This is a genomic window from Paractinoplanes tereljensis (assembly GCF_016862435.1).
Taxonomy (GTDB): Bacteria; Actinomycetota; Actinomycetes; order Mycobacteriales; family Micromonosporaceae; genus Actinoplanes; species Actinoplanes tereljensis.
The window spans coordinates 83,820-109,106 of record NZ_BOMY01000064.1 but is presented as its reverse complement, the minus strand read 5'-3'; the positions used below and the strand labels follow the sequence as shown (position 1 = coordinate 109,106).

The window sequence follows — 25,287 nt, the reverse complement described above, 5'->3', positions numbered from 1 at the left end:
TGGACTATCTCACTCCGAACGGAGAGCACCTCTCCGTTCTGCTACGTTCGGTCCATGGAAACGATGCTTCTCATCTACGGCGCCACCGGTTACACGGGGCGGCTGATCGCCGAGGAGGCCGCTCGCGCCGGGCTCGACTTCGCTGTCGCGGGTCGTGACCGGAGCAAGGTCGAGGCGCTGGCTGAGCGCCTCGGCGTCCCTGGCCGGACCTTCGCGCTGGACGACCCCGCTACCGTGCGGGAGGAGCTGCGCGGCGCCCGGGTCCTGCTGAACGTCGCTGGTCCGTTCAGCGCGACCGCCGAGCGGCTCATCGACGCGTGCATTGCGGAAGGCGTGCACTATCTCGACACGACCGCCGAGTTCGCGACCTTCGCCCTGGCCGAGGAGCGGTCTGCGGCCGCGGCGGAGGCCGGGGTGATGCTCGTGCCGGGCGTCGGCTGGGACGTCGTGCCGAGCGACGCGGTCGCCGTGCACGCGGCCGGCCGGACGAAAGAACCGGTGGCGCTCCGCGTGGCCCTCAAGGTGACCGGCGGGTTTTCCCGCGGCTCGGTCGCGAGCTCCGCCGGGATCGCCGACCTGATCGGGCTGGTGCGCGCCGGCGGGCAACTGGTGCGCAAGGCCGACACGGCGCCCGCGGCCTTCGACTTCGGGGCCGGCCCCGAGGATTGCGTTCCCGTACCGATGGGCGACCTGATCACCGCCGTGCACTCCACCGGGCTCCGCGATGTCGAGGTCTTCATGCGCTCGGACGGCGCCATTCCCGCCCCCGGCGCCGAGCTGCCGGAGGGGCCGACCGCCGCCGAGCGTCTCGAGGGCCGTTACTGGGCGCTAGCCGAAGTCACCGACGCGGACGGAACCGTCGTCCGCTCGATCATCGAAACCCCGACCGGCTACACGTACACCCAGCTCTCTGCCGTCGAGGCCGCTCGCCGTGTGCTCGCCGGGCAGCACTCCGCCGGCTTCCGGACGCCGTCCTCGGCGTTCGGCCGGGGATTCGCCACCAGCATCGCCGACAGCAAGATCACCGACCTCTGAGAGGGACACTCGCATGCGCTACACGACCTTCGGACGGCGCTCGGGCCTGCGGGTCTCCGAGTACGCGCTCGGCACGGGCAACTTCGGAACGGCCTGGGCCAGCGGCACCGACGCCGCGGCCGCCCGCACCATCTTCGACCGGTTCGCCGAGGCCGGCGGCACCCTGCTGGACACCGCGGGCATGTACCAGGCCGGAGAGTCCGAGACGATCCTCGGCGACCTGCTGACCACCGACCGGGACCACTTCGTCGTCTCGACCAAGTACGCCGCGAGTGACACCACGCAGCCGCACGTCTCGCTGACCGGCAGCGGGCGCAAGAACCTCGTGTCCTCGGTGGAGGCGAGCCTGAAACGGCTGCGGACCGACCACCTGGACCTGCTGTTCGTCCACTTCCCCGACGGCGTCACGCCGATGGACGAGATCGTCCGCGGGATGGACGACCTGGTCCGCTCCGGGAAGGTCCACCACATCGGACTGTCGAACTTCCCGGCGTGGCAGGTCTCCGCCGCGGCGACCCTGGCCGACCTGCGCGGCTGGGCGCCGATCGTCGGCATCCAGACGGAGTACAGCCTCGTCGAGCGGACCGCCGACCGTGAGCTGCTGCCGATGGCCGAAGCCCTCGGGCTGGCGGTGAATCTGTGGTCACCGCTGTCCGGCGGCCTGCTGACCGGCAAGTACCGCACCGGTGGCGAAGGCCGGGCGACCGACCCCAGCCGCTTCGTGACCCCGGAGTCCACCACCCAGCGCACCGCCGTCCTCGACACCGTCCTCGCGGTCGCGAAAGAGTCCGATGCGAGCGCCGCGCAGGTGTCCATGGCCTGGCTGCGCGAGCGCGGTGAACGGTCCTCGGCCACTCTGGTCCCGATCGTCGGGCCGCGCACCCTGGCCCAGCTCGACGACTACCTCGGCGCGCTCGACGTGACCCTCACCGACGACCAGTACCGTCGGCTCGACGAGGTCAGCGCCGTCGAGCCGGGCGTCCCGCACGGCATCAACGCCATGATCCGCCCGAGCCTGCTGGGCGGTGACGTGAGCCGATTCATCACCCCGCTGATCCCGATCGGCTGACTGCGGCTGACTTGGTCCAAGCTGCGCCGCTCGTGCGAGTGTGGCCACCGCCCGACCCGTTCCGCGGTGGACGACGTACTCGATGGTCTTGGCCAGGGGGCTGGCGTCGTTGACGGCGTCAGGCTTGCGGTGAGAGGCGACGACGACCGGGGATCGCCGCTCTAAATCTCCGTCAGGGTGGCGATCCAGCCCCTGCGGGTATCGGGGGCGCTTTCACAGGGGCGGGCGTCGGGACCCCGCGCTACTCGGGGCTGAGTCGCAGTGTGGTCGCCACGGCGGTGGCGTTGACCATGGAATCGGCACCACCGCGGCCGTATTTGGTGCGGTAGGCCTGGGTGACGTCGGCGGTGACTTGTGCTGACGTGTCGGCGATGTCCTCGATGGTGATGTCGGCTTCCATGCCCGGCACACGGATGCGTGCACGCTGAGCATGCACGGCCTGGCCGAACCAGCCGGTGTCTCGACGGTGCCAGGTCCGCACGTATACCTGTTCGCCGGCGCACACGACCCAGATCGGCACCCACCGCCGCAGGCTGCCGTCGGGGCGCCTGACGGCGATCTCCAACTCTGCGGCTGCACTGACAAGACGCAGATCCGCTGCGGACCATTGGGTAGTCAACGGCGTCGAAACCTTTTTCGGTAGTCACCAGGCAACCGTCCCGTCGTCGTCGAACAGGCCGCCGGTCGGCCCGTCGTCCGCTAGTGCCGCGAGCCGCACGGCGATGGCCGCGCCCTGCTGGGCAGTGCTGGTTCCGGCGAAGCCGTTGAGGTCGGTCGCCACGTATCCGGGGCATGCGTTGTTGATTTTGCTGTCGGTTTCGGCGAGTTCCTTGGCGTACTGGATGGTGACGGCGTTGAGCAGCGTCTTCGACGGCGTATAAGCACCGTTAGCCGCTCCTAGGTCGACACCCGGGGTGGTCTGCAGGGTCAGGGAGGCGACGTGGCTGGACCGGTTGACGATCCGGGGGTGCGCCGACTGGCGCAGCAGCGGCAGCATGGTGTTGATGACGCGGACGACACCGACCACGTTGGTCTCCAGCACCGCCCGCAACGCCTCCGGGGTGACGGCGGTGGGTGCTCCCGGCACACTCCCGCGACACCGGCGTTGTTGACCAGCACGTCGAGGCGACCGAAACGCTCGTCGATCAGCCGGGCGGCGGCGGCCACGCTGGCGTCGTCGGTCACATCAAGGGCGACCCCGAACGCGTCCACGCCGTCCGCGCGCAGCTTGGCCACCGCCTCATCGCGCCGCTGTTCGTCGCGGGCGCCGACGCCGACAACGTAACCGGCGGCGCCGAGGCCGGCCGCGATCTCGTATCCGATTCCCTTGTTGGCGCCGGTGACCAGCGCAATCGTCTGCTCGCTCATCTCCCGATCGTGACCGGCAACGATGCGGGCACCAACACCGCCTGGGCGGCGCACCGATACCTCAGAAGTATCGATGCAGGCTAGTGTGATGGTGTGGATATCAGAGAGCTGCGACAATTCGTCACCGTCGCCGAAGAACTCCACTTCGGCCGGGCCGCCGTGCGGCCGTGAACCAGTAACCTGCCAGGATTCCTTGACGTCAAGCGGGCCGGGGCTGGACTACCGAGGGCCCGATGACGGGCGGGAGGGGACGTTCCGGCCCGGGCCGGAGATCAGCGGTCCAGGTTCCTAGGATGCTCTGCACGAGGTGCGCACTGACCGGGTCGTTGATATCGATGCCGAGCCGACTGGTGGGCCCGATTGTTCGCGCGTGTACGTCAGTGCACGTTTCTCGGACGCGAGTGATCCTGACAACGTGAATGGTTCTATCGGGGTGCGGCTCTGGGCATGATCTTTCGTTCGCCGGTGTCGGCCATCGAGTGCAGCAGGCCGCCGGCGAGTGGGATCAGCCGCGCGAAGGCCGGCTGCCCGTTGCGCCGAGCCAGTTCGGGTCCGAGGCGGGTCATCAGCCGGGTGAGTGCCGGAAGGGGCCGGATAAAGAGCGTGATCTCGGTGATCAGGCCGTCGTCGTCCAGGCGTAGCCGCTGGGCTTCGTAGAGGCGGGTCCCGTCGACGTTCGCCTCGTAGAACAGTGCCACCGTGCGGTCCTCGGCGACCTGATCGGTGTAGGTGATGCCGTCGATCGCGGTCAGGGCGACCTCGAGCAGGGAGAGCACCTGCTGATGACCGCGGAAGGTGAACTGTTCGGTGATCGGCGAGATCAGGGTGATGTCGGGGCTGAGGGCGGTGACTGCCCGGGCGGCGTCACCGGCCTCGCCGGCCGCCCGCCAGGTGGCGACGGCGTCGAACTGTTGATCCACGAGAGGCTCCTCAGTGACGGTCGAACCGTGGGTCCACGGTGCCCGAGTAAGTTCAATCGTGCAACCCACTACCCTGGGGACCATGCGGCAGACCAGCTTCTCGGAGATGCACTGTTCCCTGGCCCGCAGCCTGGACGTGGTGGGCGACTGGTGGTCCCCGCTCGTGTTGCGCGACCTCTACCTCGGTATCGACCGCTTCGACGAGTTGGTGCGTGACCTGGGTATTTCCCGAAACCTTCTGACCGTACGGCTGGACCGGCTGATCGCCGGCGGTGTGGTGTGCAGGCAGCGGTACAGCGAGCATCCGCCCCGGGACCTCTATCGCCTGACCGCCGCCGGACGGGACCTGGTGCCGATCCTGATGGCGCTGACAGCCTGGGGCGACCGATGGACCGATCCCGAGGATGGCCCACCTATCACCTTCGAACATCGCGCCTGCGGGCACCGCTTCGTCCCGCAGGTCCACTGTTCCCACTGCGGCGCCCAGGTCAGCGCGGACGAGGTCGCGCCGCTGCCGGGCCCGGGCGGGCGGCCGGGCCCGGGCACGATGCGCGTCGGTGACTACCTGGGCGGAGAAGGAACCGCGAACAAACCGTAACGCCGCTGCTCGCTCACTGAAGAGCCGAAGTGGTGACGGCGTTGAGCAGGAAATCGACCAGTTGCCGGGCGTGCCGGATGATGTCCCGGGCCGTCATGGGCCGTTTGTCGGCCGGGGAGGTCAGTGCCCGCATCATGGCGCCGCCGATCAGAGTGTTCAGCAGCAGCGTGACCGACGTGCCGGCCGGAAGCTCGCTGCGCGCGATGCCGCGGCGGACGATGGCGCGGGCGGCGCCGATCTCGGCTGTGCGCATCGCGTCGTAGTGTCCGGCCAGGCTGGGGATGGTGGCAGCCTCCAGCGTCAGACGCAATGCGGCCCGTCCGGTGTCGCCCGCGTAGGCCCTGAGCACCTGGGCGGCGAGTTCGGTGAGGTCACCTGGCAGGGTGCCGGTGTCGACATCGGCCACCCGGCCGATCCGGAGCGTCAGCGCGTCGGCGAGCATGGCCTCTTTGCTGCTCCAGCGCAGGTAGAGCGAGGCCTTGCCGACCCCGGCGCGCCGGGCGACGGTCTCCATGGCGAATCCGGACCAGCCGGCCTCGGCGAAGACGTCCAGTGCGGCCTGGGCGATCCGGCGGTCGACCTCAGGATCCCGCGGCCGCCCGACAGGAGCCGTCTCCATGCTCATCATTCATCCCCGGGACCCGATTGCTGAACGGTTTCCGTCAGGATACCGTTCGAATAAGTGAACGTGAATCGTTCAACTATTGGAGGCCGGCAGGAGCGGGAGGGATGGGATGAACGGTGTCTGTAGTCCGGCGGCGATCGTCGTCGGCATCGACGGCTCGCCGTCTTCCCTGCGCGCCGGGGCGTACGCGGCGGGGCTCGCGCGCCGGCAGCATGCGCGGCTGGTGGCGGTCTATGCCCGGGCCCAGCCCGGTGGACTGCTGGCGGTCGTCGACACCAGCGGGGCCGCCGTCGCGACGACGATGGAGATCCAGGACCAGATCGAGACGGAGCTCGTGGCCGCGGCGCGGACACAGTTGACGCGGGATGTCGACGCACAGCTGCTCGTGCGGTTCGGCGACCCGTTCACGGTGCTCTGCGAGGTGGCCCGGGAAGTGCAGGCGGGGACCGTGATCGTCGGCCGTTCGGACAGCCTCGCCCATCGCATCGCCGGATCGCTGGCCCTCCGTCTCGTCAAGTGTGGTCGCTGGCCGGTCACTGTCGTTCCTTAAATGGGGAGTAAGTCCCCGAATAGCGTTACGTTCAGTGAACTGAGCTGCGCTTACGAGGAGGATCCGACATGGCTGGAGAGCTTTCCGGAAAGGTTGCCGTCATCACCGGCGGGACCAGTGGAATCGGTCTGGGCACGGTCGAGCTGTTCGTCGAGGAGGGGGCGAAGGTCGTCGTCGGGGATGTGCAGGACGATCTGGGCGCCGAACTCGAGAAGCGGTTCCCCGGCGACGTCAGTTACCGGCACGCGGACGTCACCGACGACGACCAGGTGGAAGGCCTGGTGGCGCACGCGGTAGCCACCTTCGGCCGGCTCGACGTCATGTTCAACAATGCCGGCGCCGGCGGCGACCAGTCGCCGATCCTGGAGCTCGGGTCGGCGGGACTGGACCGCACCCTGCGCCTGCTCACCGGGGCGGTGGTGGCCGGGCACCGGTTCGCGGCCCGGCAGTTCATCGCGCAGGGGACCGCCGGATCGATCATCACCACGGCCAGCGGTGCCTCGTTCGAGGGCGGCTGGTCCAGCGCCGGCTACACCATCGCCAAACACGCGGTGCTGGGTGTGATCCGGCAGGCCGCCGGGGAGTTGGGCGGCTACGGCATTCGCAGCAACGCCATCGCCCCCGGGATCATCGTCACGCCCATCATGACGAAGCCGCTGGGCCTGTCGCCGGAGCGGACCGAGGAGTTCCGGCAGTTCCTCAGCAACCGGCTGGACGGTTCGCAAGCCCTCGGCCGGGTCGGTCAGCCGCGCGACATCGCGCAGGCGGCCCTGTTCCTCGCCTCCGACCGGTCCACCTGGATCACCGGCACGACGCTGCCGGTCGACGGTGGCCTGCTCGCCGTCACGCACAGCACCCTCTACGGCGACATCGGTGCCGCCGCCCGCGACTACCTCGGCGGTTCCGCCGCCTGATCGGCGGGCCCACGGTGCAGCCGCATCGCGGCGAGCATCGCCGCCTCCGACGGTGGCGGGGGAGCGGCGGTGGCGGCGGCTTCGCGAAGACCGTCGAGGGCGAAGGCCAGCTGCCTTCGCCAGCCCTCCGGGGCGTACGTGGTGGTCCTGCGCACCACTCCGGCGTTCGCCATCAGCAGCAGGGCGAAGTCCTGCGGGGTGAAGTCCGGGCGCAGGCCACCGGGAGTCTGCGCCCGGGTGATCACCTCGGCCGTTCGCTCCCGGCCGAGTTCCCGCAGCCGGGTGAGCCGGTCGTCCACGTCGACGATGGTCGTGGTCAGCAGCTCTGAGATGCCGCGGTCGGTGGCCTGCAACTCGCACAGGTAGGCCACGTAGTCGACGAACGCCGCCCACGTGTCGGCCCTGGTCAGGGCGTGGTCGGCGGCGCGCAGGTAGTCGGCCATCCGGTCGGCGAAGACCTCCCAGATCAGCTCCCGGCGATCCGGGAACCGCCGGTAGAGCGTGGCGTTGCCGACGCCGGCCCGTTTGGCGATGTCGTCGAGCGGCGCGTCGAGCCCGTGCTCACCGAAGACCTTCTTGGCCGCGGCGAGCAGGGCGGCCCGATTGCGCTGGGCGTCCGCCCGCATCCGATTCCCCGCGGCCACACCCCGAGCCTACCCAACTTAACGGGGAGTAATCCCCCGTTTGCTGTCACGTCTAGTAACTTTCTCGCCGGGAAAACTTGCGCACTGAGAAAGGTAAGAGGATGCTTGCGTTCAACAACCGGTGGCATCGGAGGGGACGTGGACGCGAAACGTGAGCTCGGGCTGCGGCTGCAGGACCTGCTCAAGTGCATGCGCCTGATCAAGCAGAGTCGTGCGATGGAGCGACCGGGGATCCCGGCGGGCCTGCTCGCTCAGATAGACGACCTTCCCGCCGGCTGCCATGCCCGGGAACTGGCGGCTCGCACCTCGCTGGACCCGTCCACGATCAGCCGGGCGGTTGCCGCCCTGGTCGCGCACGGACTGGTGGAGCGGCTGCCCGATCCGCACGACGGCCGCGCCAGCGTGCTTGCCGTGACCCCGGCCGGGCGGGTCGCCCTGGCCGACATCGCCGACTGGCTCGGCCGGGTGCTCGATCGGGCCCTGTCCGGCTGGTCGGCCGAGGAGGTCGCGGCCCTGACCGTTGCGCTCGCCCGTTTCACCCACGACATCGAGGCTTCCTTCGCCTCCCACGACAATCTGGAGGTCGCGCGATGAGCGCACCCGCACCGACGATCGACGACGCGGCCGAGGGCGCGGCGCCGATGAACCACCGGCAGACCCTGGAGGCGCTCTCCGGTCTGCTGCTGGTTCTCTTCGTCGCCATGCTGAGCAGTACGGTCGTGTCGACCGCACTGCCGAAGATCATCGGCTCGCTGAACGGCTCGCAGACCCAGTACACCTGGGTCGTCACGGCGACCCTGCTCACCGCGACGGCGACCACCCCGATCTGGGGCAAGCTCGCCGACCTGTTCAACAAGAAGCTGCTGATCCAGCTGTCCATCGTGATCTTCGTGCTGGGCTCGGTGATTGCCGGCTTCAGCCAGAGTGCCGGTCAGCTCATCGCCGCACGCGCCTTCCAGGGCATCGGTGTCGGCGGCCTGCAGGCCCTGGTTCAGGTGGCGATCGCGGCGATGATCCCGCCCCGCGAGCGCGGCCGCTACAACGGCTACCTCGGCGGCGTGATGGCCCTCGCGACCGTCGGCGGGCCACTGCTCGGCGGCCTGATCGTGGACACCTCTTGGCTCGGCTGGCGCTGGTGCTTCTTCATCGGCGTCCCGGTGGCGATCGTCGCGCTGATCCTGCTGCAGCTGACCCTGCACCTGGCGACGATCCGCCGGGAGAACGTCAAGATCGACTATGCCGGCGCGTTCCTCATCGCCGCCGGTGTCAGCGTGCTGCTGGTCTGGATCTCCTTCGTGGACGACTCGTTCGCCTGGTTGTCCTGGCAGACCTTCGCCATGGTCGGCGGGTCGATCGTGCTGCTCGCGCTGGCTGTCTGGGTCGAGTCCCGCGCGGCCGAGCCGGTCGTGCCGTTGGACATCATCCGCGAGCGCACCACCGCCCTGTCCATCATCGCCAGCCTCGCGGTCGGCATGGCGATGTTCGGCGGCGCCGTCTTCCTCGGTCAGTACTTCCAGATCGGCCGCGGCTACAGCCCGACCGAGGCCGGCCTGCTGACCATCCCGCTGATGGCCGGCGTCCTGGTCACCTCGATCGTGAGCGGCCGGATGATCACCGTGTCCGGCAAGATCAAGCCCTACATCATTGCCGGTACGGTCGTGCTGGTCGCCGGGTTCGGGATGCTCTCCACCATCGACCACGAGACGCCGCTGTGGTTCGTCGGTATCGGCATGTTCCTGGTCGGCAGCGGCGTCGGCATGTCCATGCAGAACCTCGTGCTCGCGGTCCAGAACACCGTCGCGCTCAAGGACATCGGCGCCGCCAGCGCCTCGGTGGCGTTCTTCCGGTCGCTCGGCGGCACCATCGGCGTCTCGGTCCTCGGTGCTGTGCTTGCCCGCCGGGTGACCGACCAGATCACCCACGACCTGGCCGCGTCCGGTGTCTCCGCCCCGGCCGGCGGCGGCGCCAGCACGCTGAACATCAGCGCGCTGCCGGAGTCGTTCCAGCACATCGTCCGGGCCGCGTACGGCGATGCCACCGGGCACATCTTCCTGATCTCGGCGATCATCGCGGTGGTCGGTGTCATCGCCGCGGTGCTGCTCAAGCCGTCCACCCTGCGGACCAGCGTCGACCTGCCCGACGCCGGCCGATCCATTGCCGTCGCCGCCGACGCCATCGACGGGGCGCCCGCCTTCGACGAGGTGAGCATCGACCCGGGTGAAAAGCCGACCCGCCGCTGATCCCGGTTCTGCCGGCCCCGCCACGGACCCGTGGCGGGGCCAGTTCCTTGATGGGAATCGAGAAACATGCTTATTCAGATCATCACCGGCACCACCCGCGAGGGGCGCTTCAGTGAACGCGTGGCCGGCTGGGTGTTCGATCACGTGAGCAAGCGGGCGGACGCTGAGATCGTCGACCTCCGCGACCATCCGCTGCCGTTCTTCGACGCGCCGCCGCCGGCCAAGGCGCCGCGGGAGTACGCGAACGACGCGGTTGCGAGGCTCGGCACCACCCTCGACCGGGCCGACGGCTACATCGTCCTCACCGCCGAGTACAACCACGGCTATCCCGCGGTACTCAAGAACGCCATGGACTGGACGTTCGTCGAGTGGACCCGTAAGCCGATCTCGTTCGTCGGCTGGGGGAACGTCGGCGGTGCCCGGGCCGTCGAGCAGTTGCGTCAGGTCGCCGTGGAGTTCGAGATGGCGCCGCTGCGGCACGCCGTGCACATCCTGCCGGACACCATGATCGCCGCCCGGCAGACCGCCGACCAGGCCATCTTCAGCCCTCTCGAGCCGAGACTCGAGCTGCTCACCGAGGACCTGCTGTGGTGGGCGGCCGCGCTGCGCGCTGCCCGGCCGCACCAGGTCTCCTGAGCGCGTTGACGGTCGTCCCGCGCTGGTACTGGAGAACGGCGTGGGGCGCACCGGGGCGGCATGACCGACACCGAGATGCGGAGCCACCGCGCGCTGACCGCCGTCAACGACGTGCGATCGATGACCTCGGCGACGAACGCTGGACCGCGGCCGCCTGACCGTCACCCCGCGGCGACGAGGTCCTCGTCCAGTTCCTCTCCGAGTCCCGGGACGGCTCCGACCTGGCCGACACCCGCGGCACCCGCGACGGCGACGTGTTCATGCTCAACGCCTCGAAGATCCGGAGCTCCAACGCGTACGCCGCGGACTACGGCCTCTGCCTGGCCCCGCACCGACTGGGACGCCCCGAAGCACCGTGGCCTGACCATGCTCATCGTCAAGGCGCACCAGCCAGTCGTCGAGATCCGGCGCATCGAGCAGGTCAACGGCAACATGGAGTTCTGCCAGGAGTTCTTCGACGACGTGCCGACCAGCTCGCCGTGCGGGTTACCGACGGCATCAGTGCGGGCGAGTTGCCCGACGCGGCGTCAACTTCCTGTTCCGGCAGGGAGCCAGCCTCGGCGGTGGCAGCAGCGAGATGTCCCGCAACCTGATCAGCGAGCGCCTGCTCAACATGCCACGCGAGTACGCCGCCGACCGCGACGTGCCGTTCAGCCAGGTACGCCAGAGCAAGACCCCGGCGCGCTGACCAGGCGTCATCGAGGAACCCCCGGCAGCACGCTTACATCGCCTTGTTGCCGGGGGTGTACAGGGCTGTCAGCTCGGAACCGATGCGGGCGAGTTCCGTGCGTACCTCCGAGGGTTCGATCACCTCCACCACCGCGCCCCAGCCGGAAAGGGTGCGTGCGATGTCGCGGGGGGTCGGCGCCCCGACCCGGACGTGTACGCGGCCGTCGCCGAGCACCTCGCCGGGGTGGCAGTGCCGCCCGAAATGGTCGCGCAGCACCCAGAGGAAGCGTTCCGGGATGAGCAGGGTGGCCCAGGTGCGGGCTCGGCGTTCCTCGATCGTCCCGACCACCTGGTCCCACGCGGTGTCCAGGCTGAAGCCGGTCGGCCGGGTGAAGGTCTGCCCGGTCACGGTCAGGTCGGCGATCCGGTCCAGGCGGAACGTGCGCTGCCCCCGGTCGGTGCCGGCGATGAGATACCAGGCGCCGTCCTTGTCGATCAGGCCCCACGGTTCGGCCTCGCGCTGTACGCCCTTGTAGGTGAACCGGATCCGGTGCTGCCGGACCACCGCCTGCTGCAGTGGTTCCAGCCCGTCGGGCCGGTCGTGGCCGTGCTCGCCCCAGCCGGCCGGGTCGACGAGGGTGGCCCCGGCCGCGGCCCGCGCCTCGGTCCGATACGTCTCGGGCAGTGCCCGCAGCAGTTTGCGCAGCGCTGTCTTGACCTCGTCGGAGGACGCCGCAGCCGGTCCGGCGAGCAGGAACAGCGCCTGGGCCTCGGCGTTGGACAAGCCGCTCAGATCGGTACGCGCACCGCCCACCAGCTGCCAGCCACCGTGCCGGCCGGGTTGCGGGTAGACCGGGATTCCGGCCGCGGACAGCGCCTCCAGATCACGGCGGGCGGTGGCCACCGAGACCTCCAACTCGGTGGCGAGCTCGGCGGCGGTGACCCGGCCACGCGTTTGCATCAGCAGGAGGGCTGCGACGAGTCGGTCGGCACGCATGCCCCACATTCTTCTCCCGAAAAGTGCTCAGAGGGTGAGCACTTTTGCTTCCAGGATGAGGTCATGACCACTTCAGCAGCGCTTCGCGGACTGACCACTGTCACCTTCTTCGCCGACGATCTCGACGCGGCCCGTGCCTGGTACACCGAGGTGTTCGGGATCGAGCCGTACTTCGTGCGCGAAGGGGCCTACCTGGAATGGCGGATCGGTGACTACCAGCATGAGTTCGGTGTCCTGAACAGCCGGTTCGCACCGCACCCGCACTCCGGGCGACCCGGCGGTGCGATCGTCTACTGGGCCGTGGACGACGTCGAAGCCGCGTGTGGCCGACTGCTGTCGCTCGGTGCGTTGCCGCATGGCGAGCCGACCGAGCGCGGTGCCGGCTATGTGACCGCTTCGGTGCTCGACCCGTTCGGGAACATCCTCGGAGTGATGCTCAACCAGCACTACCAGGACATGCTGCCCGATCAGCGCAGGTGACCGAGAGCGACAATCATGCGGTTGGAAACTCGTATTGCCGCAGGCCCCTGACAAATAGGCTCGCGCTCATGACCGGAGGCGACTGGAGAGACGGCGGGTTCAGGCAGCGTCGGCCCTCCGCGGAAACTCTCGCCTGGGTTGCGGCCTCGATGGGGCGAGGTAGTCGCATCGTCGGCTATCGACGATTGACCGGTGGCGTCTGCTCCGCCGTAAACAGGCTGACGGTCGAACGACACGGAACGCGAACATTCGTCGTACTGCGGCAGTACCCGGGCGGCTTCGACCTGCACGAAGCCCTGGAGACGGAGATCGCCAACCTTGGTGTGGTGGCAGGAAGCGGGCTCCCGGTTCCAAGCATCCTGGCTGCTGATGTCACCGGCGCTTCGACCGGGGGCGCGCCCGCGTTGCTGATGACCCGATTGCCGGGGCAGGTGAACCTCAATCCGGCGCAACCTCGGTCGTGGATGACGAGGATCGCAGAGATTGCCGTATCGGTGCATTCCCTCGATCTCCCTGCCAAGATCCTCAGGCCGTGGACGGATTCCTGGATCGCTCCGCGGGACGGGTCTCAGATACCGGCTGGCGCAAAGAAGCCAGCTGTATGGAAGGCGGCGTTCGGTGTCATGGCAGGGCCGCCACCAAAGGACACGGCCGTCTTTCTGCACTGCGATCTCCTACCGGTCAACCTGCTCTGGTCGCGCGGGAGGATTACCGGTCTGACCGACTGGAACTCCATCCATCGAGGGTCGCGTGCGATCGACGTCGGGCACTGCCGGCGATACCTGGCGGCGCTCTACTCGCCCGAGTGGGCAGAGCAGCTCCGGTCGCTCTATGAGTCGATCGCCGGGGTGACCCTCGATCCATGGTGGGACCTGTATGCCCTGCTGCACTATGACGACAGCGGGCCGAAGTGGGTCCGTGGACAGGTCGCAGGGCGCCGTCCCGTCGATGTGCCCGGCATGACTTCCCGGGTCGAGGTCGCTATCGAAACAGCGCTACGGCGCCTCGGGTAACCGCGAGTCCTGCTCCAGCTCGGCGAACCGCTGCTGTACGACGGTCAGCATGATGGCCGGCTGGTCGGGGAAGTGGGCGTCGCCAGGGCGTCAACCCATCGTGTCGGCCATGACGTTCGACGGGCGGCCGGTGCTGCCCCGCGGGACGAGGAACGCCGTCGCGTGCTGGTAGCTCGGCGCCGTGCCTTCGCTGATGACGGTCAGCAGGTGCCGGGCGGCGACGGTCCCGTACGCGGCGACGTCCCGGGACAGGGCGGTCAGCGGCGGGTGCACCACGCTGCACAGCAGGGAGTCGTCCCAGGCGACGAGGGACAGGTCCCGCGGGACCGCGATGCCCATCTCGTGGGCGGCGCCGAGGCCCGCGACCGCCATGATGTCGTTGTCGTAGATGATCGCCGTCGGCCGTTCCGCGGAGCTGAGCAGGCGCCGGGTGGCCCGGCCGCCCTCCTCACCGGTGTAGTCGGAGGGCACGGTCACGGCGTGCTGGACGCCGAGCCGCTGACAGGTGGCGGCGAAGGCCTTCGTGCGGATGACCGTGTGCAGCAGGTCCGGCAGGCCGCCCACCCTGGCGATGTTGCGATGACCCAGCGCGGCAAGGTATTCGACGGTGTCGGTGATGGCCGCGGCGTCGTCCGACCACACGCTGGTGATGCCGCCGAAGTCGCCCGGACCGGCGATGGCGACGGCCGGCAGCCCGAGCCGGCGTACGGCTTCGAGGCGTTCGTCATCGACCCGGACGTCGACCAGGAACACGCCGTCGACCCGCCGCTGCGCCGCCCATCGCTCGTACACCTCAAGCTCGGCGTCGTGCCCCGGCACGACGTGGATGGTCAGGTCGCAGGAGCTGGCCGACAGCGTCGCTTCGATGCCGCTGATCAGCTCCATGAAGAACGGCTCGACACCGAGAATGCGGGCCGGGCGGCAGATCACCAGTCCGGCCGCCCGAGTCTTGCCGGCGGACGGCCCCCGGCCGCCGCGGCTCGGCGTGAACCGCAGCTGCTCGGCGATCTGGAGGATCCGGTCGCGGGTCGCGTCGGAGACGCCCGGCTGCCCGTTCAGGGCGTACGACACGGCTCCCTTGGACACGCCGGCCTCGCGGGCGATATCGGCGATCGTCACTCGCTTGACCACGGTCCTCCTCTGCCCGGTGTTACCGGCTCAGTATGTCGCAACAGGACACGACGGCGGCGACCTACTGAACGAAGAGCTTAACAAGGTCGGCATAGACATCGCTTGACATCAATGTCTGCTGAACTTAACGTTCTCGAAACTTACAAACTTCAGTGGGATGCATCACAGGAGGGTCGCTGCTCGTGATCGTCCGGCTACCGGTGGACTGCCGGTTGTGGAGCGTCGAACCCGACGCTCGCGACTCCGACGAAGAGATCCTGACCCGGATCGACAATGCGGTGATCGCCTGCTGCCAGCGCGGGCTCCCTCTCCTGCTCAGCCTGCACCCGACACCCGTCCCCGCCGACCGGCGGACTCAGGACGCCTTCGTGGCCGTCTGGGAGCGCATCGCCCTGCGCTACCGCTACGTGCCGAACACGGTGCTGAGCTTCGGCCTCGTCGACGAGATGCGCATGACCCAGGACCAGGTGATCCGCCGAACCGTCGCCGCCGTCCTCGCGGTGACCCCTGATCGCCCACTGACCGACCCCGGGAGTGACTCATGAAGATCACCGCGAAGCTGGCGTTGACGCTGGCGGCGGCGCTGCCGCTGGGCGCCGGCGCGCTGGCCGTCCCCGCGTATGCCGCCACCGGCATCCACGTCAGCGGTCAGGCCGTCCTCGAGAGCAACGGCGCCTCGTTCATGATGCGCGGCACCAACCAGCCCCACGCGTGGTTCCCCGGCAACACGGCGACCGCGCTCGGCTGGCAGAAGGGCTGGCGGGCCAACACCGTCCGGGTGGTACTCAGCGGCGGCCGATGGACCAAGAACAGCGCGTCCGATGTCGCGAACGTCATCGCCATCTGCAAGTCCAACAAACTGATCTGCCTGCTCGAGGATCACGACACCACCGGGTACGGCGAGGCGAGCGGCGCCTACAGCCTGTCGTCGGCGGCCGATTACTGGATCAGCATCAAGAGCGCCCTGCAGGGCCAGGAGAACTACGTCATCATCAACATCGGCAACGAGCCGTACGGCAACAGCAACGTGTCGAACTGGACCGCCGACACGAAGGCCGCGGTCAGCAAGCTGCGTAACGCCGGCCTCGATCACGCGCTGGTCGTCGACGCGCCGAACTGGGGCCAGGACAACAACGGCGTCATGAAGAACAACGCCGCCTCGGTCCAGTCGGCCGACCCCCGGCACAACGTGATCTTCTCGGTGCACATGTACTCGCAGTACGGCAGTTCGTCGACGATCAGCTCGTACGTGAACACCTTCAAGAACAACAATCTGCCGCTGATCATCGGCGAGTTCGGCCCCTACGACGCGTACGGCGACATCAACGAGGACGCGATCCTGTCGGTGGCGCACAACGCCGGTTACGGGCTCCTGGGCTGGTCCTGGAGCGGCAACAGCAGCGACCTGTCCTATCTCGACCAGGTCGCCGGCTTCGATGGCAACAAGCCGACCACCTGGGGCAACCGGGTCTGGTTCGGCGCCGACGGCATCTACAGCACCAGCTCCGAGGCCGCCATCTACTGATCCTTCGAGAGTTTGTTACGACCCGGCACCTACCAGGTGCCGGGTCGCGATCAGCTCTTGACAGAAGAATCTTAAGCCACTTAATAATGTCCCCACTCACTCGCCGCTGGCGGCGGCGATCCGATCGAAGGACTCGCTGATGAGGACACGCATCACTCGCCGTCGGGCCGCGAGCCTGACCGTGGCATTGATAACCGCCGCGTCGCTGATCCTGGCCGGCTGCTCGGACGACTCGTCCAAGGCCAAGCCCGGTGGCGCCGCGAACAGCGCGATCACGATTTTCAACGGCGCCAACGGCACGATCGTGGAGAACTGGAACCCGTTCTCACCGACCTTCCTGCAGCCGACCGAGGGCCTGATCTACGAGACGCTCTACTACTTCAACCTGGCCGCCGAGGCGGCGCCGCAGCCGATGCTGGCCACCGCCTACTCCTGGAACTCCGACGGCACCCAGTTGACGATCACCACCCGCGAGGGCGTCAAGTGGTCCGACGGTCAGCCGTTCACGGCCAAGGACGTCGCCTTCACGTTCGACCTGATTCGCCGCACGCCGGCGATCAACGCGACCGCTGTCAAGATCACCTCGGCCGTGGCCAAGGACGACAAGACCGTGGTGCTGACCTTCCCGAAGGCGTCGTACACCGAGGAACCCAGCCTCATCGGTTACACGCCGATGCTCCCGGAGCACGTCTGGAAGGGCATCGCGGACCCGGGGAAGACCATCAACCCGAATCCGGTCGGAACCGGCCCGTACAAGTTGAAGACCTTCTCCTCGCAGAGCTACGTGATGGAGAAGAACGCGTCCTACTGGCAGCCGGGCAAGCCGCAGATCCAGACCGTCCGCTACATCTCACTGGCCACCGCCGACGCCGCGAGCGCGGCGTTGATCGCCGGACAGGTCGACTGGATGAGTTCCTTCCTGCCCGGTCTCGATCAACTGCTGAAAAATCACAAGAACCTGACGTACGTCAACACGCCGGCCCTCACCGCATCGATCTTCACCTGCTCGGACGCGGGCCTCGGGTGCACCGGCGCGCAGACCGATCCGGCGGTGCGGCAGGCGATGTACTACGCGATCAACCGCGACCAGCTCAACAAGCTGGCCGGCGGCGGGTTCGCGGTGCCCGCCTCGCCGACGCTGCTGCTGCCGGAGCGGGACAAGAAGTGGATCACCGACTCGAGCCTGGTCACCGTGCCCGGCGGCGCCGATCCGGCGAAGGCCAACCAGCTCCTCGACCAGGCGGGCTGGGTCAAGGGCGGCGACGGCATCCGGGCCAAGGACGGCAAGCGGCTGTCGCTGACGATCCAGACGGTGACCGGCTGGAGCGACTTCATCTCGCTCAATGACGCGATGAAGCAGGAGTTCAAGGAGGTCGGCATCGAGCTCAAGCCGACCCAGCTGTCGTGGAACGAGTGGAGCGACAACCAGGTGCAGGGTAAATACCAGCTGTCGCTGGACTCGATCGGGCTCGGCCCCTCGTCCAACCCGTTCTACACCTACAACCTGAAGTACTCCAGCACGACCACCGCCAAGGTCGGCCAGCCGGCCGGCCAGAACGGCAACTACGCCCGGTACCGCAACACGACCGTGGACAATGCGATCACCGCGGCCGGAGCGACCAACGACGAGAACATCCAGAAGCAGCAGTACGCGATCATCCAGACCGAGATCGCGAAGGATCTGCCGTACATCCCGATCTACGTGAACTCGATGCTCACCGAGTTCAACACCGATCGCGCCACCGGCTGGCCCACCAACGACAACAAGTACGCGTTGCCGGCGTCCTGGAAGGTGTGGGACAACGGCATCGTCCTGGCGAACCTGAAGGCCAAGTAGCGTGCGCTACCTGTTCCGGAAGATCGGCTTCTACCTGGTCGCGCTGTGGGCCGCGGTGACGGTGAACTTCATCATCCCGCGGCTCATGCCGGGTGACCCCGTCGACATCCTGCTGGCCAAACTGGGTCAGCGCGGCCCGGTCACCCCGGAGACCCGGAAGTCGATCGAGGCACTCCTCGGCGCCGGCACCGACCAGCCACTGTGGTCGCAGTACACGGAATATCTGCACAACCTGGTCACCGGCAACCTCGGCGTCTCGGTGACCTTCTTCCCGGCGCCGGTGACGACGATCATCGAGCAGACCCTGCCGTGGACGATCGGGCTCATCGGCCTGGCCACGCTGATCTCGTTCGTCGTCGGGGTCGGGCTGGGCACCCTGGCCGGCTGGAAGCGCGGGTCCTGGCTGGACAGCCTGATCCCGGTCACCACGATGTTCCAGTCGGTGCCGTACTTCTGGCTCGCCCTGATTTTGCTCTTCGCCCTCGGCAGCATCTGGCCGGTCTTCCCGCTCAACGGCGGCTACGACGTCTACACCGTGACGCCCGGCTGGAACGCCGCTTTCCTGCGGTCGGTCATCTACTACGGGACCCTCCCGGCGCTGACCATCATCCTGTCCTCGGTCGGCGGCTGGATGCTCGGCATGCGCAACATGATGGTCTCGACGCTCTCCGAGGACTACCTGGTCACGGCCGAGGCCAAGGGCCTGCGACCGGGACGCATCCGGCTGCGGTACGCGGCCCGAAACGCCATCCTCCCGTCGATCAGCGGGTTCGCGATCTCGCTCGGTTTCGTCGTCGCCGGGTCGATCGTCACCGAGGCCGTGTTCTCGTACCCCGGCATCGGCTCGGCCCTGCTGCAGGCGGTCAGCGGCAACGACTACGCCCTGATGCAGGGGATCTTCCTGGTCATCACCCTGTCGGTGCTCGGGGCGAACCTACTGGTCGACCTCCTGTACTCGGTCATCGACCCGCGCACGCGGACGCGTGGCTGAGAGGAACTGCCATGACACTCACCACGCAGGCCGCCGACCCGGCGGGTGCCACCCTCGCCGAACCCAGTCGCCGTCGCCGGTCACTGCCGCCGATGACCACCAAGCTGGCCATCGGCCTGACCCTCGGCGGTCTCATCCTCCTGTTCGGACTCCTCGGACCGTACGTGACCCAGGACCCGTCGCTGGTGCACGACTATGGGCTGACCGGGCCGAGCGGAGCGCACTGGCTCGGCACCACCCAGACCGGTCAGGACGTGCTGGCCCAACTCGCGCACGCCACCCGCGGCTCGCTGACCATCGGGGCCATCGTCGGCGTACTCACGCTGTTGTTGTCGGCGTTCTTCGGCGTCGTCGGCGCCTACGCGGGTGGCTGGGTCGACGAGGCCTTCTCCCTGTTCACCAACATCATGCTGGTCATCCCGGGACTGCCGCTGGTGATCGTGATCTCCAGCTACGTGCCCGACAAGAGTCTCTGGCTGGTGGCGCTGGTGCTATCGATCACCGGTTGGGCCGGGTCCGCGCGGGTGCTGCGCGGCTACACCCTCAGCCTGCGCAACCGTGACTACGTGATCGCGTCGCGGGTCGCCGGGGAGAAGCGGTGGCGCGTCCTCACCGTGGAGATCCTGCCCAACCTCATCCCGCTGCTGGCCTCCCAGGTCGTCTTCGCGGTCATCTTCGCCATTCTCGGCGAGGCCGGCCTGTCCTATCTGGGTCTTGGCGCGAGCGGTTCGTTCACCTGGGGCACGATGCTCTACTACGCGCAGAACGGCCTGGCCCTGCGCCTGGGCGCCTGGTGGTGGTTCGTTCCGCCGGGCCTGATGCTGGCGCTGTTCGGCGCGGCGCTGTCCCTGATCAACTTCTCGATCGACGAGATCATCAACCCGAGGCTGCGGGACCAGACGCGTGCTGCCCGGCGCGGCTGGCGGATGTCCCGGCAGCAGCTGGCGAAGGCCAAGGAGGCCGGGCTGTGACCGTGCTGACCGTCGAGAACCTGAGCATCGACTATCTCGTCGAGCCGCCGGTACACGCCGTTCGTGACGTCTCCTTCACCCTGCAACGTGGCGAGGTTCTCGGTCTGGCCGGGGAGAGCGGGTGTGGCAAGAGCACGCTGGCGTACGGCATCGTCCGCCTGCTCAAACCGCCGGCCGCGATCGTCTCCGGGCGGGCGGTCTTCCACTCCCGGGACGGCGTCGACGTCGACTGGAACGAACTCGGGGCGAAAGAACTGCGGGCCACCCGCTGGGATCAGGTCTCGATGGTGTTCCAGGGTGCGATGAACTCGCTGAACCCGGTCATCTCGATCCGCGACCAGCTCGAGGACATCTATCTCACCCATCGGCCGGACCTGGGCCGCCGCGAGCGGCGCAAGCGGTGCGGCGATCTGCTGGAACGCGTGGGGGTGGACCGGGCCCGGCTCGGCGCTTACCCGCACGAGCTCTCCGGCGGTATGCGGCAGCGCGTGATGATCGCGATGGCGATGGCCCTGGAACCGCAGGTAATGATCATGGATGAGCCGACCACGGCACTGGACGTGGTGGTGCAGCGCGAGATCCTTCGTGAGATCACCCGGCTGCGCGACGAGCTGGGCTTCGCGGTCGTCTTCATCACCCACGACCTGCCGCTCCTGCTGGAGATCAGCGACCGGATCGCGGTGATGCGCGAGGGGGAGATCGTCGAGCTCGCCGACGCCCTCACGCTCTATACCGACCCGCAGCACGAATACACCAAACGGCTGCTGGCGTCGTTTCCCAGCCTCACCGGCGACCGGGGATCGTTCGTCCGCGGTTCCGTCGACGATCGGCTGCTCGCCATGGACGCGGTACACATCGACGGGAGCGCATCGTGACGACGCTGGAGGCGCGGAACCTGGTCAAGGAGTACCACCTGCGGCAGGGTCTGCACACCAGGCGGCTGCGCGCGGTCGACGACGTGAGCTTCGCCCTCGACCCGGGGCGGACGGTGGCCCTGGTCGGGCAGAGCGGCAGCGGCAAGTCCACCATCGCCAAACTGCTTCTGCAGGTGGAGCATCCGACGGCGGGGGAGATCCGGCTGGACGGCGTGCCGGTGGCGCGGCGTGGGGCCGGCTTGCGCGACTACCGCCGTACGGTGCAGATGGTTTTCCAGGATCCGTTCGCGTCGCTGAACCCGTACCACACCGTCGAGCATCACCTCGAACGCCCGGTGCGGCTGCACCATCCCCGGATGCCCGACGCCGAGGTGCGGGCCCGCGTCCTGCACCTGCTGGAGCGGGTCCGGCTCACCCCGGCCGACGTGGTCGCGCGGCGACGCCCGCACGAGTTGTCCGGCGGGCAGCGCCAGCGTGTGGCGATTGCCCGCGCGCTGGCCCCGGAACCGGGCATCCTCATCGCCGACGAACCCGTCTCGATGCTGGACGTCTCGATCCGGCTGGGCGTGCTCAACCTGCTGGCCGCGTTGCAGCGCGAAGAGCACCTCGGGGTCCTCTACATCACCCACGACCTCGCCACGGCCCGGCATTTCTCCGACGAGATCCTGGTCATGTACCAGGGCCGGGTCGTCGAGCGGGGACCGGCCGACGACGTGATCCTGCGACCCCGGCACGACTACACGAAAACCCTGGCCGCGGCGGCCCCGAACCCCGAGCGGCGGATGACCGAGCTCCGGTCATCCCCGGATGTGTGACTGCAGCACCAGGGCGGCCGCCCCGGTCGCCGACGCGGCCGCGGCGGCCGTCGAGACCGTCACGCGCACCTGCCGATGCCAGGTGCGGCCGTCGGCGGCGGCGATCCGGCTGGTGATGGCCGGGCCGTAGATGGACGAGGCGGCGGCGAACCCCGGGCCGGTCAGCACGATCAGATCGAGGTCGAGGAGGTTGACGATCGACTCGGCGGCCGCCGCGACGTACCGTGCGGACTCCTCCAGCAGGGCGCCGCACCGCGGTGCGCCGGCTCGCGCGGCCCGGGCGACGGCGGCGAAACCGGCGATCACACTCTGCCGGGGCGCGTCGGGATCCAGCCCGGCTTCGGCCGCCGCGACCGGGTCCGACGCCGCGGCGCCCACCACGGTGCGTGGCCCGGCCAGGATCTCGAGGCAGCCCCGGCTGCCGCACCAGCAGGCCGGCCCGTCGACCTGGACGCAGAGGTGGCCGAACTCGCCGGCGTTGCCCCCGCCGCCGCGCATGGCCCGTCCTTCGATGATCAGCCCGGCGCCGAGGCCGCTGCCCATGTACAGGGCGGCGAAGCCCTGCTGCGGGCCCAGCCGGGCCACCCAGTACTCGCCGACCGCGGCCGCGGTGGCGTCGTTCTCCACCAGGACCGGCCAACCGGTCGCCTCGGCCAGCCGCTTGCCCAGCTCGTCGTCCCGCCAGCCGCGCAGGTGCGGGGGAGCGTCGTCCGGGTTACGCACGCCGTTGCGCGGCCCGGGCCACACCACGCCGATTCCGAGGCAGCGGGCGCGATCCACCCCCGAGCCGGAGAGCAGCACCTCCACGTCGGCGACCAGCCGGTCGAGCACCTCCTGCTCGTCGCCGCTCTCCGGGGCGGGCCGGGCCAGCCGGGACAGCACGCCCCCGGTCTGCCCGGTGAGCACGTACGTCGTGGTTTCCTCGTCCAGGTAGATGCCCACGGCGAGCCGCGCGGCCGGGTCGAGGCGGAGCATGGTGCGCGGTTTCCCGGCCGTCGGCTCCCGCCCGGTCTCGACGATCAGGCCGTCGGCGAGCAGCCGCTTCACGGTCATCGAGACCGCCGCCTCGGTGAGCCCGGTCATCGTCGCGAGCTGGACCCGGCTCAGCTGCTCGGAGGCGCGGATCGCGTCGAGGATGCTCTCCCGGGCACCCCGGAGGCGCGCCTCTTTCACTTGCTCTCCGTGGGGTGCGATGGGTCGTCCACAGCCGTCGCCCGGACGAGCAGGACGCGGTCGGGATAGAGAACCGGCATCCGGAGCCCGGCCGTGTCGAGGGTGCGGCCGGACAACCGGACACCCTGTGACGTGCACCAGGGTAACGCAGCGCCCCAGGCTGCGGCGTTGCCGTCGGGCCGGTCACCCGGCGGTTGCGGGCGGACGTGGTAGACCCGGTGCGGATCGAGGCCGGGCAGGGCGACGGTGCCGGGCGGGTAGGAGCGGCTCGTCGCGACCGCGGTCAGGTTGTAGAGGGCGTCCGAGCGGTCCGGCGCGACGACCCCGGTCAATTCGTACGCCGGATCGGCCAGGTCCCCGTGCACCAGGGTGCCGGTGTGCAGCAGCCCGCGCAGCTGTTTGTAGAGGGACACCCATTCGGTCAGCCGGGCCTGCTCGTCCGGGTCGGCGGTGGTCAGGTCCCACTCGATGCCGAGATGCCCCCAGATCGCGGTGCCGGCGCGCATGTCGAGGGTCAGTTCGCGGCCGGTGGTGTGCGACCGCGGGGCGCCGATGTGCGAGCCGATCAGCTCCAGCGGCAGCAGCAGGCTGGTCCAGCGCTGGATGGTGAGCCGCTCGTGGGCGTCGATGCAGTCGGAGGCCCACACCCGGTCGGTGCGTTGCAGGATCTCCAGATCGACCCGGCCGCCGCCGGAGGAACAGGACTCGATCTCCACTCGCGGGTGCGCCGCGCGCAGCTCGTCCAGCAGGCGGTAGACCGTGTACGTCTGATCGTGCACCCCGGCCCGCCCGGTCGCCGGATGACCGGCCTCGACCAGGTCGCGGTTGTGGTCCCACTTCAGGAACGCGATGTCGTGGTCGCGCAGCAGGGCATCGAGACTGTCCCGGATATGGGCGTAGGCCGCGGGCTGAGTCAGGTCGAGCACCTGCTGCGACCGAGCGGGCAGGGGCAGCCGGTCACCGGCCGCCATCATCCAGTCCGGATGGGCCCGGGCCAGATCACTGTCCGGGTTGACCATCTCCGGCTCCACCCAAAGACCGAAATCCATGCCCAATTCGCGTACGGCGGTGATCAGCGGCCCGAGTCCGTCCGGCCACACCTCGGCCGAGACGACCCAGTCGCCGAGCCCCGAGGTGTCGTCGCGGCGCGAGCCGAACCATCCGTCGTCCAGGACGAATCGCTCCGCCCCGACCGCCGCGGCCGCCTTGGCCAGCCCGGTGAGCCGGTCGAGATCCTGGTCGAAGTAGACCGCCTCCCACGTGTTGACGACCACCGGGCGTGGCGTGCGGGGATGCCGCGGCCGGGCCCGGAGGAACTCGTGGAAACGCCCGGCCAGTTCGTCCAGCCCCTCGGCGCCGTAGGAGCCGTACAACCAGGGGCTGGTGTAGGTCTCGCCGGCCTCCAGGCACACCTCGCCGGGCAGCAGCAGCTCCCCGCCGCCCAGCGCCGACCGCCCGTGGAAGGTCCGTTCGGCGATCGTCCTCGAGTTGCCGGAGAACGCGGTGTGCACACCCCACACCTGCCCTCGGCGGTTCGCGAAGCCGGTCGTTCCGGCGCAGAGGACGTGCGCGGCGTCGTAGCCGGTGCGGCCGGTGCGGTTCTCCCGGGTCCGCAGGCCATGGCTGAACGCGGTCCGCTGCGGCGATCGCTCGCGCAGGTGGTGCCCGGTGAAGTCGAGCAGCTCGGTGGTCTCCTCGGGCACCGGCAGCAGCAGGGCCAGATGCTGGAGCCAGTACCGGCCGGGCCGGGTGCTGGTGAGCCCGGCGCGGGTGCGCAGCACACCGCTGCGATGCAGTTCGAGCTCCAGTTCCAGCACCAGCCCGGCATCGTCGTCGTAGGCCGTGACGATCACGGCGTCCGCCGAGTCCCGGCCGGCACCGCACTGGTCGCGGTGCACGCCGGCGATGGCGAAGGCGCTGGACCACGACCGCCCGTCGCGGTGCCCGGCCAGACCCGGGAAGCCCAGCCAGCCGGCGGACTGTTCCGGCAGCAGCGAGACCGGCACGGGCGCGTCCGCGGAGAAGCCGATCGGCTGCGGTGCGGTGGCCAGCACCAGGTCGGCGAGGCGTTCCGGGGCCGGGTCGGTGAGTCGTGGACCCCAGTGCGCGACGGTGGGCAGGCCGGGTCCGCGGCAGTCGATCAGGACGCTGACGTCTGCGGCGCTCAGGTGCACCAGGCCGTCGCCCATCCCGTCCCCAATCTCGTTGACG

At 69.0% G+C, this 25,287-nt stretch carries 25 protein-coding genes and 1 pseudogene; 17 read left to right on the top strand and 9 right to left on the bottom strand.

The window, feature by feature from the left end; genetic code table 11:
- Positions 1-54 precede the first annotated feature (54 nt).
- A complete protein-coding gene (locus Ate02nite_RS47410; RefSeq protein ID WP_203814589.1) occupies positions 55-1,035 on the top strand; it encodes a saccharopine dehydrogenase family protein in 981 nt (326 codons plus the stop codon).
- A gap of 13 nt (positions 1,036-1,048) precedes the next feature.
- Positions 1,049-2,104: an aldo/keto reductase gene (locus Ate02nite_RS47405; RefSeq protein ID WP_203814588.1), complete on the top strand. Its 1,056-nt coding sequence runs from the start codon at positions 1,049-1,051 to the stop codon at positions 2,102-2,104.
- Between the two features lie 241 nt (positions 2,105-2,345).
- Here the strand turns inward: Ate02nite_RS47405 and Ate02nite_RS47400 are convergent, their stop codons facing one another.
- The 3 genes and pseudogenes from Ate02nite_RS47400 to Ate02nite_RS47390 all read right to left on the bottom strand — a co-directional run bounded on the left by Ate02nite_RS47400 (position 2,346) and on the right by Ate02nite_RS47390 (position 4,392).
- Positions 2,346-2,723, bottom strand: a complete 378-nt coding sequence (locus Ate02nite_RS47400; RefSeq protein WP_203814587.1) for a DUF2255 family protein — start codon at positions 2,721-2,723, stop codon at positions 2,346-2,348.
- Between the two features lie 24 nt (positions 2,724-2,747).
- Positions 2,748-3,472, bottom strand: a pseudogene (locus tag Ate02nite_RS47395) (SDR family oxidoreductase).
- Between the two features lie 425 nt (positions 3,473-3,897).
- On the bottom strand, positions 3,898-4,392 hold the full coding sequence (locus tag Ate02nite_RS47390; RefSeq protein ID WP_203814586.1) for a nuclear transport factor 2 family protein: 495 nt from the start codon (positions 4,390-4,392) through the stop codon (positions 3,898-3,900).
- An 82-nt stretch (positions 4,393-4,474) separates the two neighbouring features.
- Here Ate02nite_RS47390 and Ate02nite_RS47385 point away from each other — a divergent pair, with 82 nt between their 5' ends.
- A complete protein-coding gene (locus tag Ate02nite_RS47385) occupies positions 4,475-4,990 on the top strand; it encodes a winged helix-turn-helix transcriptional regulator (RefSeq protein ID WP_203814585.1) in 516 nt (171 codons plus the stop codon).
- A gap of 13 nt (positions 4,991-5,003) precedes the next feature.
- On the opposite strand, the gene Ate02nite_RS47380 is transcribed toward Ate02nite_RS47385, so the two are convergent.
- Entirely contained in the window at positions 5,004-5,609 is a 606-nt protein-coding gene (locus Ate02nite_RS47380; RefSeq protein WP_203814584.1) for a TetR/AcrR family transcriptional regulator, read from the bottom strand.
- 115 nt (positions 5,610-5,724) lie between these two features.
- Between Ate02nite_RS47380 and Ate02nite_RS47375 the strand changes: the two genes are divergently transcribed.
- Together Ate02nite_RS47375 and Ate02nite_RS47370 are read left to right on the top strand one after the other, a co-directional pair.
- The gene (locus tag Ate02nite_RS47375) at positions 5,725-6,165 is read left to right on the top strand and encodes a universal stress protein (protein WP_203814583.1); all 441 of its coding nucleotides are present in this window, start codon (positions 5,725-5,727) and stop codon (positions 6,163-6,165) included.
- Between the two features lie 68 nt (positions 6,166-6,233).
- Positions 6,234-7,079 carry an SDR family NAD(P)-dependent oxidoreductase gene (locus Ate02nite_RS47370; RefSeq protein WP_203814582.1) on the top strand — a complete coding sequence of 282 codons (846 nt, stop codon included), beginning with the start codon at positions 6,234-6,236 and terminating at the stop codon, positions 7,077-7,079.
- On the opposite strand, the gene Ate02nite_RS47365 is transcribed toward Ate02nite_RS47370, so the two are convergent.
- On the bottom strand, positions 7,055-7,723 hold the full coding sequence (locus Ate02nite_RS47365) for a TetR/AcrR family transcriptional regulator (protein WP_239148228.1): 669 nt from the start codon (positions 7,721-7,723) through the stop codon (positions 7,055-7,057). The two genes, Ate02nite_RS47370 and Ate02nite_RS47365, sit on opposite strands and share 25 nt — an antisense overlap.
- A 138-nt stretch (positions 7,724-7,861) precedes the next feature.
- On the opposite strand from Ate02nite_RS47365, the gene Ate02nite_RS47360 reads away from it, so the two are divergent.
- The 3 genes from Ate02nite_RS47360 to Ate02nite_RS47350 all read left to right on the top strand — a co-directional run bounded on the left by Ate02nite_RS47360 (position 7,862) and on the right by Ate02nite_RS47350 (position 10,599).
- Complete coding sequence (locus tag Ate02nite_RS47360; RefSeq protein WP_239148227.1) at positions 7,862-8,317, top strand: MarR family winged helix-turn-helix transcriptional regulator; 456 nt, start codon at positions 7,862-7,864, stop codon at positions 8,315-8,317.
- Entirely contained in the window at positions 8,314-9,963 is a 1,650-nt protein-coding gene (locus Ate02nite_RS47355; protein ID WP_203814581.1) for an MDR family MFS transporter, read from the top strand. Before Ate02nite_RS47360 ends, Ate02nite_RS47355 begins: the two co-directional genes overlap by 4 nt.
- 66 nt (positions 9,964-10,029) lie before the next feature.
- On the top strand, positions 10,030-10,599 hold the full coding sequence (locus Ate02nite_RS47350; protein ID WP_203814580.1) for an NADPH-dependent FMN reductase: 570 nt from the start codon (positions 10,030-10,032) through the stop codon (positions 10,597-10,599).
- Between the two features lie 721 nt (positions 10,600-11,320).
- Here Ate02nite_RS47350 and Ate02nite_RS47345 read toward each other — a convergent pair.
- On the bottom strand, positions 11,321-12,265 hold the full coding sequence (locus Ate02nite_RS47345; RefSeq protein ID WP_203814579.1) for a helix-turn-helix transcriptional regulator: 945 nt from the start codon (positions 12,263-12,265) through the stop codon (positions 11,321-11,323).
- Between the two features lie 63 nt (positions 12,266-12,328).
- On the opposite strand from Ate02nite_RS47345, the gene Ate02nite_RS47340 reads away from it, so the two are divergent.
- Positions 12,329-12,745: a VOC family protein gene (locus Ate02nite_RS47340; protein ID WP_203814578.1), complete on the top strand. Its 417-nt coding sequence runs from the start codon at positions 12,329-12,331 to the stop codon at positions 12,743-12,745.
- A 68-nt stretch (positions 12,746-12,813) separates the two neighbouring features.
- Entirely contained in the window at positions 12,814-13,758 is a 945-nt protein-coding gene (locus Ate02nite_RS47335) for a phosphotransferase family protein (RefSeq protein ID WP_203814577.1), read from the top strand.
- 90 nt (positions 13,759-13,848) lie between these two features.
- Here Ate02nite_RS47335 and Ate02nite_RS47330 read toward each other — a convergent pair whose 3' ends face one another.
- The gene (locus tag Ate02nite_RS47330; RefSeq protein ID WP_203814576.1) at positions 13,849-14,889 is read right to left on the bottom strand and encodes a LacI family DNA-binding transcriptional regulator; all 1,041 of its coding nucleotides are present in this window, start codon (positions 14,887-14,889) and stop codon (positions 13,849-13,851) included.
- 182 nt (positions 14,890-15,071) lie between these two features.
- Between Ate02nite_RS47330 and Ate02nite_RS47325 the strand changes: the two genes are divergently transcribed.
- The 7 genes from Ate02nite_RS47325 to Ate02nite_RS47295 all read left to right on the top strand — a co-directional run bounded on the left by Ate02nite_RS47325 (position 15,072) and on the right by Ate02nite_RS47295 (position 21,903).
- Entirely contained in the window at positions 15,072-15,434 is a 363-nt protein-coding gene (locus tag Ate02nite_RS47325; RefSeq protein WP_203814575.1) for a cellulase family glycosylhydrolase, read from the top strand.
- The gene (locus tag Ate02nite_RS47320) at positions 15,431-16,414 is read left to right on the top strand and encodes a glycoside hydrolase family 5 protein (protein WP_203814574.1); all 984 of its coding nucleotides are present in this window, start codon (positions 15,431-15,433) and stop codon (positions 16,412-16,414) included. The genes Ate02nite_RS47325 and Ate02nite_RS47320 overlap by 4 nt, the downstream gene beginning before the upstream one ends.
- Positions 16,415-16,553: 139 nt before the next feature.
- Positions 16,554-18,251, top strand: coding sequence for an ABC transporter substrate-binding protein (locus tag Ate02nite_RS47315; protein ID WP_203814573.1), 1,698 nt, complete (start codon positions 16,554-16,556; stop codon positions 18,249-18,251).
- A gap of 1 nt (position 18,252) precedes the next feature.
- A complete protein-coding gene (locus tag Ate02nite_RS47310) occupies positions 18,253-19,242 on the top strand; it encodes an ABC transporter permease (RefSeq protein WP_203814572.1) in 990 nt (329 codons plus the stop codon).
- 11 nt (positions 19,243-19,253) lie between these two features.
- Positions 19,254-20,213 carry an ABC transporter permease gene (locus Ate02nite_RS47305; protein WP_203814571.1) on the top strand — a complete coding sequence of 320 codons (960 nt, stop codon included), beginning with the start codon at positions 19,254-19,256 and terminating at the stop codon, positions 20,211-20,213.
- Positions 20,210-21,088 carry an ABC transporter ATP-binding protein gene (locus tag Ate02nite_RS47300; RefSeq protein ID WP_203814570.1) on the top strand — a complete coding sequence of 293 codons (879 nt, stop codon included), beginning with the start codon at positions 20,210-20,212 and terminating at the stop codon, positions 21,086-21,088. The genes Ate02nite_RS47305 and Ate02nite_RS47300 overlap by 4 nt, the downstream gene beginning before the upstream one ends.
- A complete protein-coding gene (locus Ate02nite_RS47295; protein WP_203814569.1) occupies positions 21,085-21,903 on the top strand; it encodes an ABC transporter ATP-binding protein in 819 nt (272 codons plus the stop codon). The genes Ate02nite_RS47300 and Ate02nite_RS47295 overlap by 4 nt, the downstream gene beginning before the upstream one ends.
- On the opposite strand, the gene Ate02nite_RS47290 is transcribed toward Ate02nite_RS47295, so the two are convergent.
- Both Ate02nite_RS47290 and Ate02nite_RS47285 read right to left on the bottom strand, forming a co-directional pair.
- Positions 21,886-23,076, bottom strand: a complete 1,191-nt coding sequence (locus tag Ate02nite_RS47290; protein ID WP_203814568.1) for an ROK family transcriptional regulator — start codon at positions 23,074-23,076, stop codon at positions 21,886-21,888. The two genes, Ate02nite_RS47295 and Ate02nite_RS47290, sit on opposite strands and share 18 nt — an antisense overlap.
- The gene (locus Ate02nite_RS47285; RefSeq protein ID WP_203814567.1) at positions 23,073-25,265 is read right to left on the bottom strand and encodes an alpha-galactosidase; all 2,193 of its coding nucleotides are present in this window, start codon (positions 25,263-25,265) and stop codon (positions 23,073-23,075) included. Before Ate02nite_RS47285 ends, Ate02nite_RS47290 begins: the two co-directional genes overlap by 4 nt.
- Positions 25,266-25,287: the final 22 nt, after the last annotated feature.

Bases quoted from the DNA above. Each gene is read 5' to 3' on its own strand.
- Ate02nite_RS47370 (WP_203814582.1), top strand. From the start codon at position 6,234: ATGGCTGGAGAGCTTTCCGGAAAGGTTGCCGTCATCACCGGCGGGACC.
- Ate02nite_RS47320 (WP_203814574.1), top strand. From the start codon at position 15,431: ATGAAGATCACCGCGAAGCTGGCGTTGACGCTGGCGGCGGCGCTGCCG.
- Ate02nite_RS47305 (WP_203814571.1), top strand. From the start codon at position 19,254: ATGACACTCACCACGCAGGCCGCCGACCCGGCGGGTGCCACCCTCGCC.
- Ate02nite_RS47410 (WP_203814589.1), top strand. From the start codon at position 55: ATGGAAACGATGCTTCTCATCTACGGCGCCACCGGTTACACGGGGCGG.
- Ate02nite_RS47405 (WP_203814588.1), top strand. From the start codon at position 1,049: ATGCGCTACACGACCTTCGGACGGCGCTCGGGCCTGCGGGTCTCCGAG.
- Ate02nite_RS47335 (WP_203814577.1), top strand. From the start codon at position 12,814: ATGACCGGAGGCGACTGGAGAGACGGCGGGTTCAGGCAGCGTCGGCCC.
- Ate02nite_RS47345 (WP_203814579.1), bottom strand. From the start codon at position 12,265: ATGCGTGCCGACCGACTCGTCGCAGCCCTCCTGCTGATGCAAACGCGT.
- Ate02nite_RS47375 (WP_203814583.1), top strand. From the start codon at position 5,725: ATGAACGGTGTCTGTAGTCCGGCGGCGATCGTCGTCGGCATCGACGGC.
- Ate02nite_RS47315 (WP_203814573.1), top strand. From the start codon at position 16,554: ATGAGGACACGCATCACTCGCCGTCGGGCCGCGAGCCTGACCGTGGCA.
- Ate02nite_RS47385 (WP_203814585.1), top strand. From the start codon at position 4,475: ATGCGGCAGACCAGCTTCTCGGAGATGCACTGTTCCCTGGCCCGCAGC.
- Ate02nite_RS47285 (WP_203814567.1), bottom strand. From the start codon at position 25,265: ATGGGCGACGGCCTGGTGCACCTGAGCGCCGCAGACGTCAGCGTCCTG.
- Ate02nite_RS47355 (WP_203814581.1), top strand. From the start codon at position 8,314: ATGAGCGCACCCGCACCGACGATCGACGACGCGGCCGAGGGCGCGGCG.
- Ate02nite_RS47350 (WP_203814580.1), top strand. From the start codon at position 10,030: ATGCTTATTCAGATCATCACCGGCACCACCCGCGAGGGGCGCTTCAGT.
- Ate02nite_RS47380 (WP_203814584.1), bottom strand. From the start codon at position 5,609: ATGGAGACGGCTCCTGTCGGGCGGCCGCGGGATCCTGAGGTCGACCGC.
- Ate02nite_RS47340 (WP_203814578.1), top strand. From the start codon at position 12,329: ATGACCACTTCAGCAGCGCTTCGCGGACTGACCACTGTCACCTTCTTC.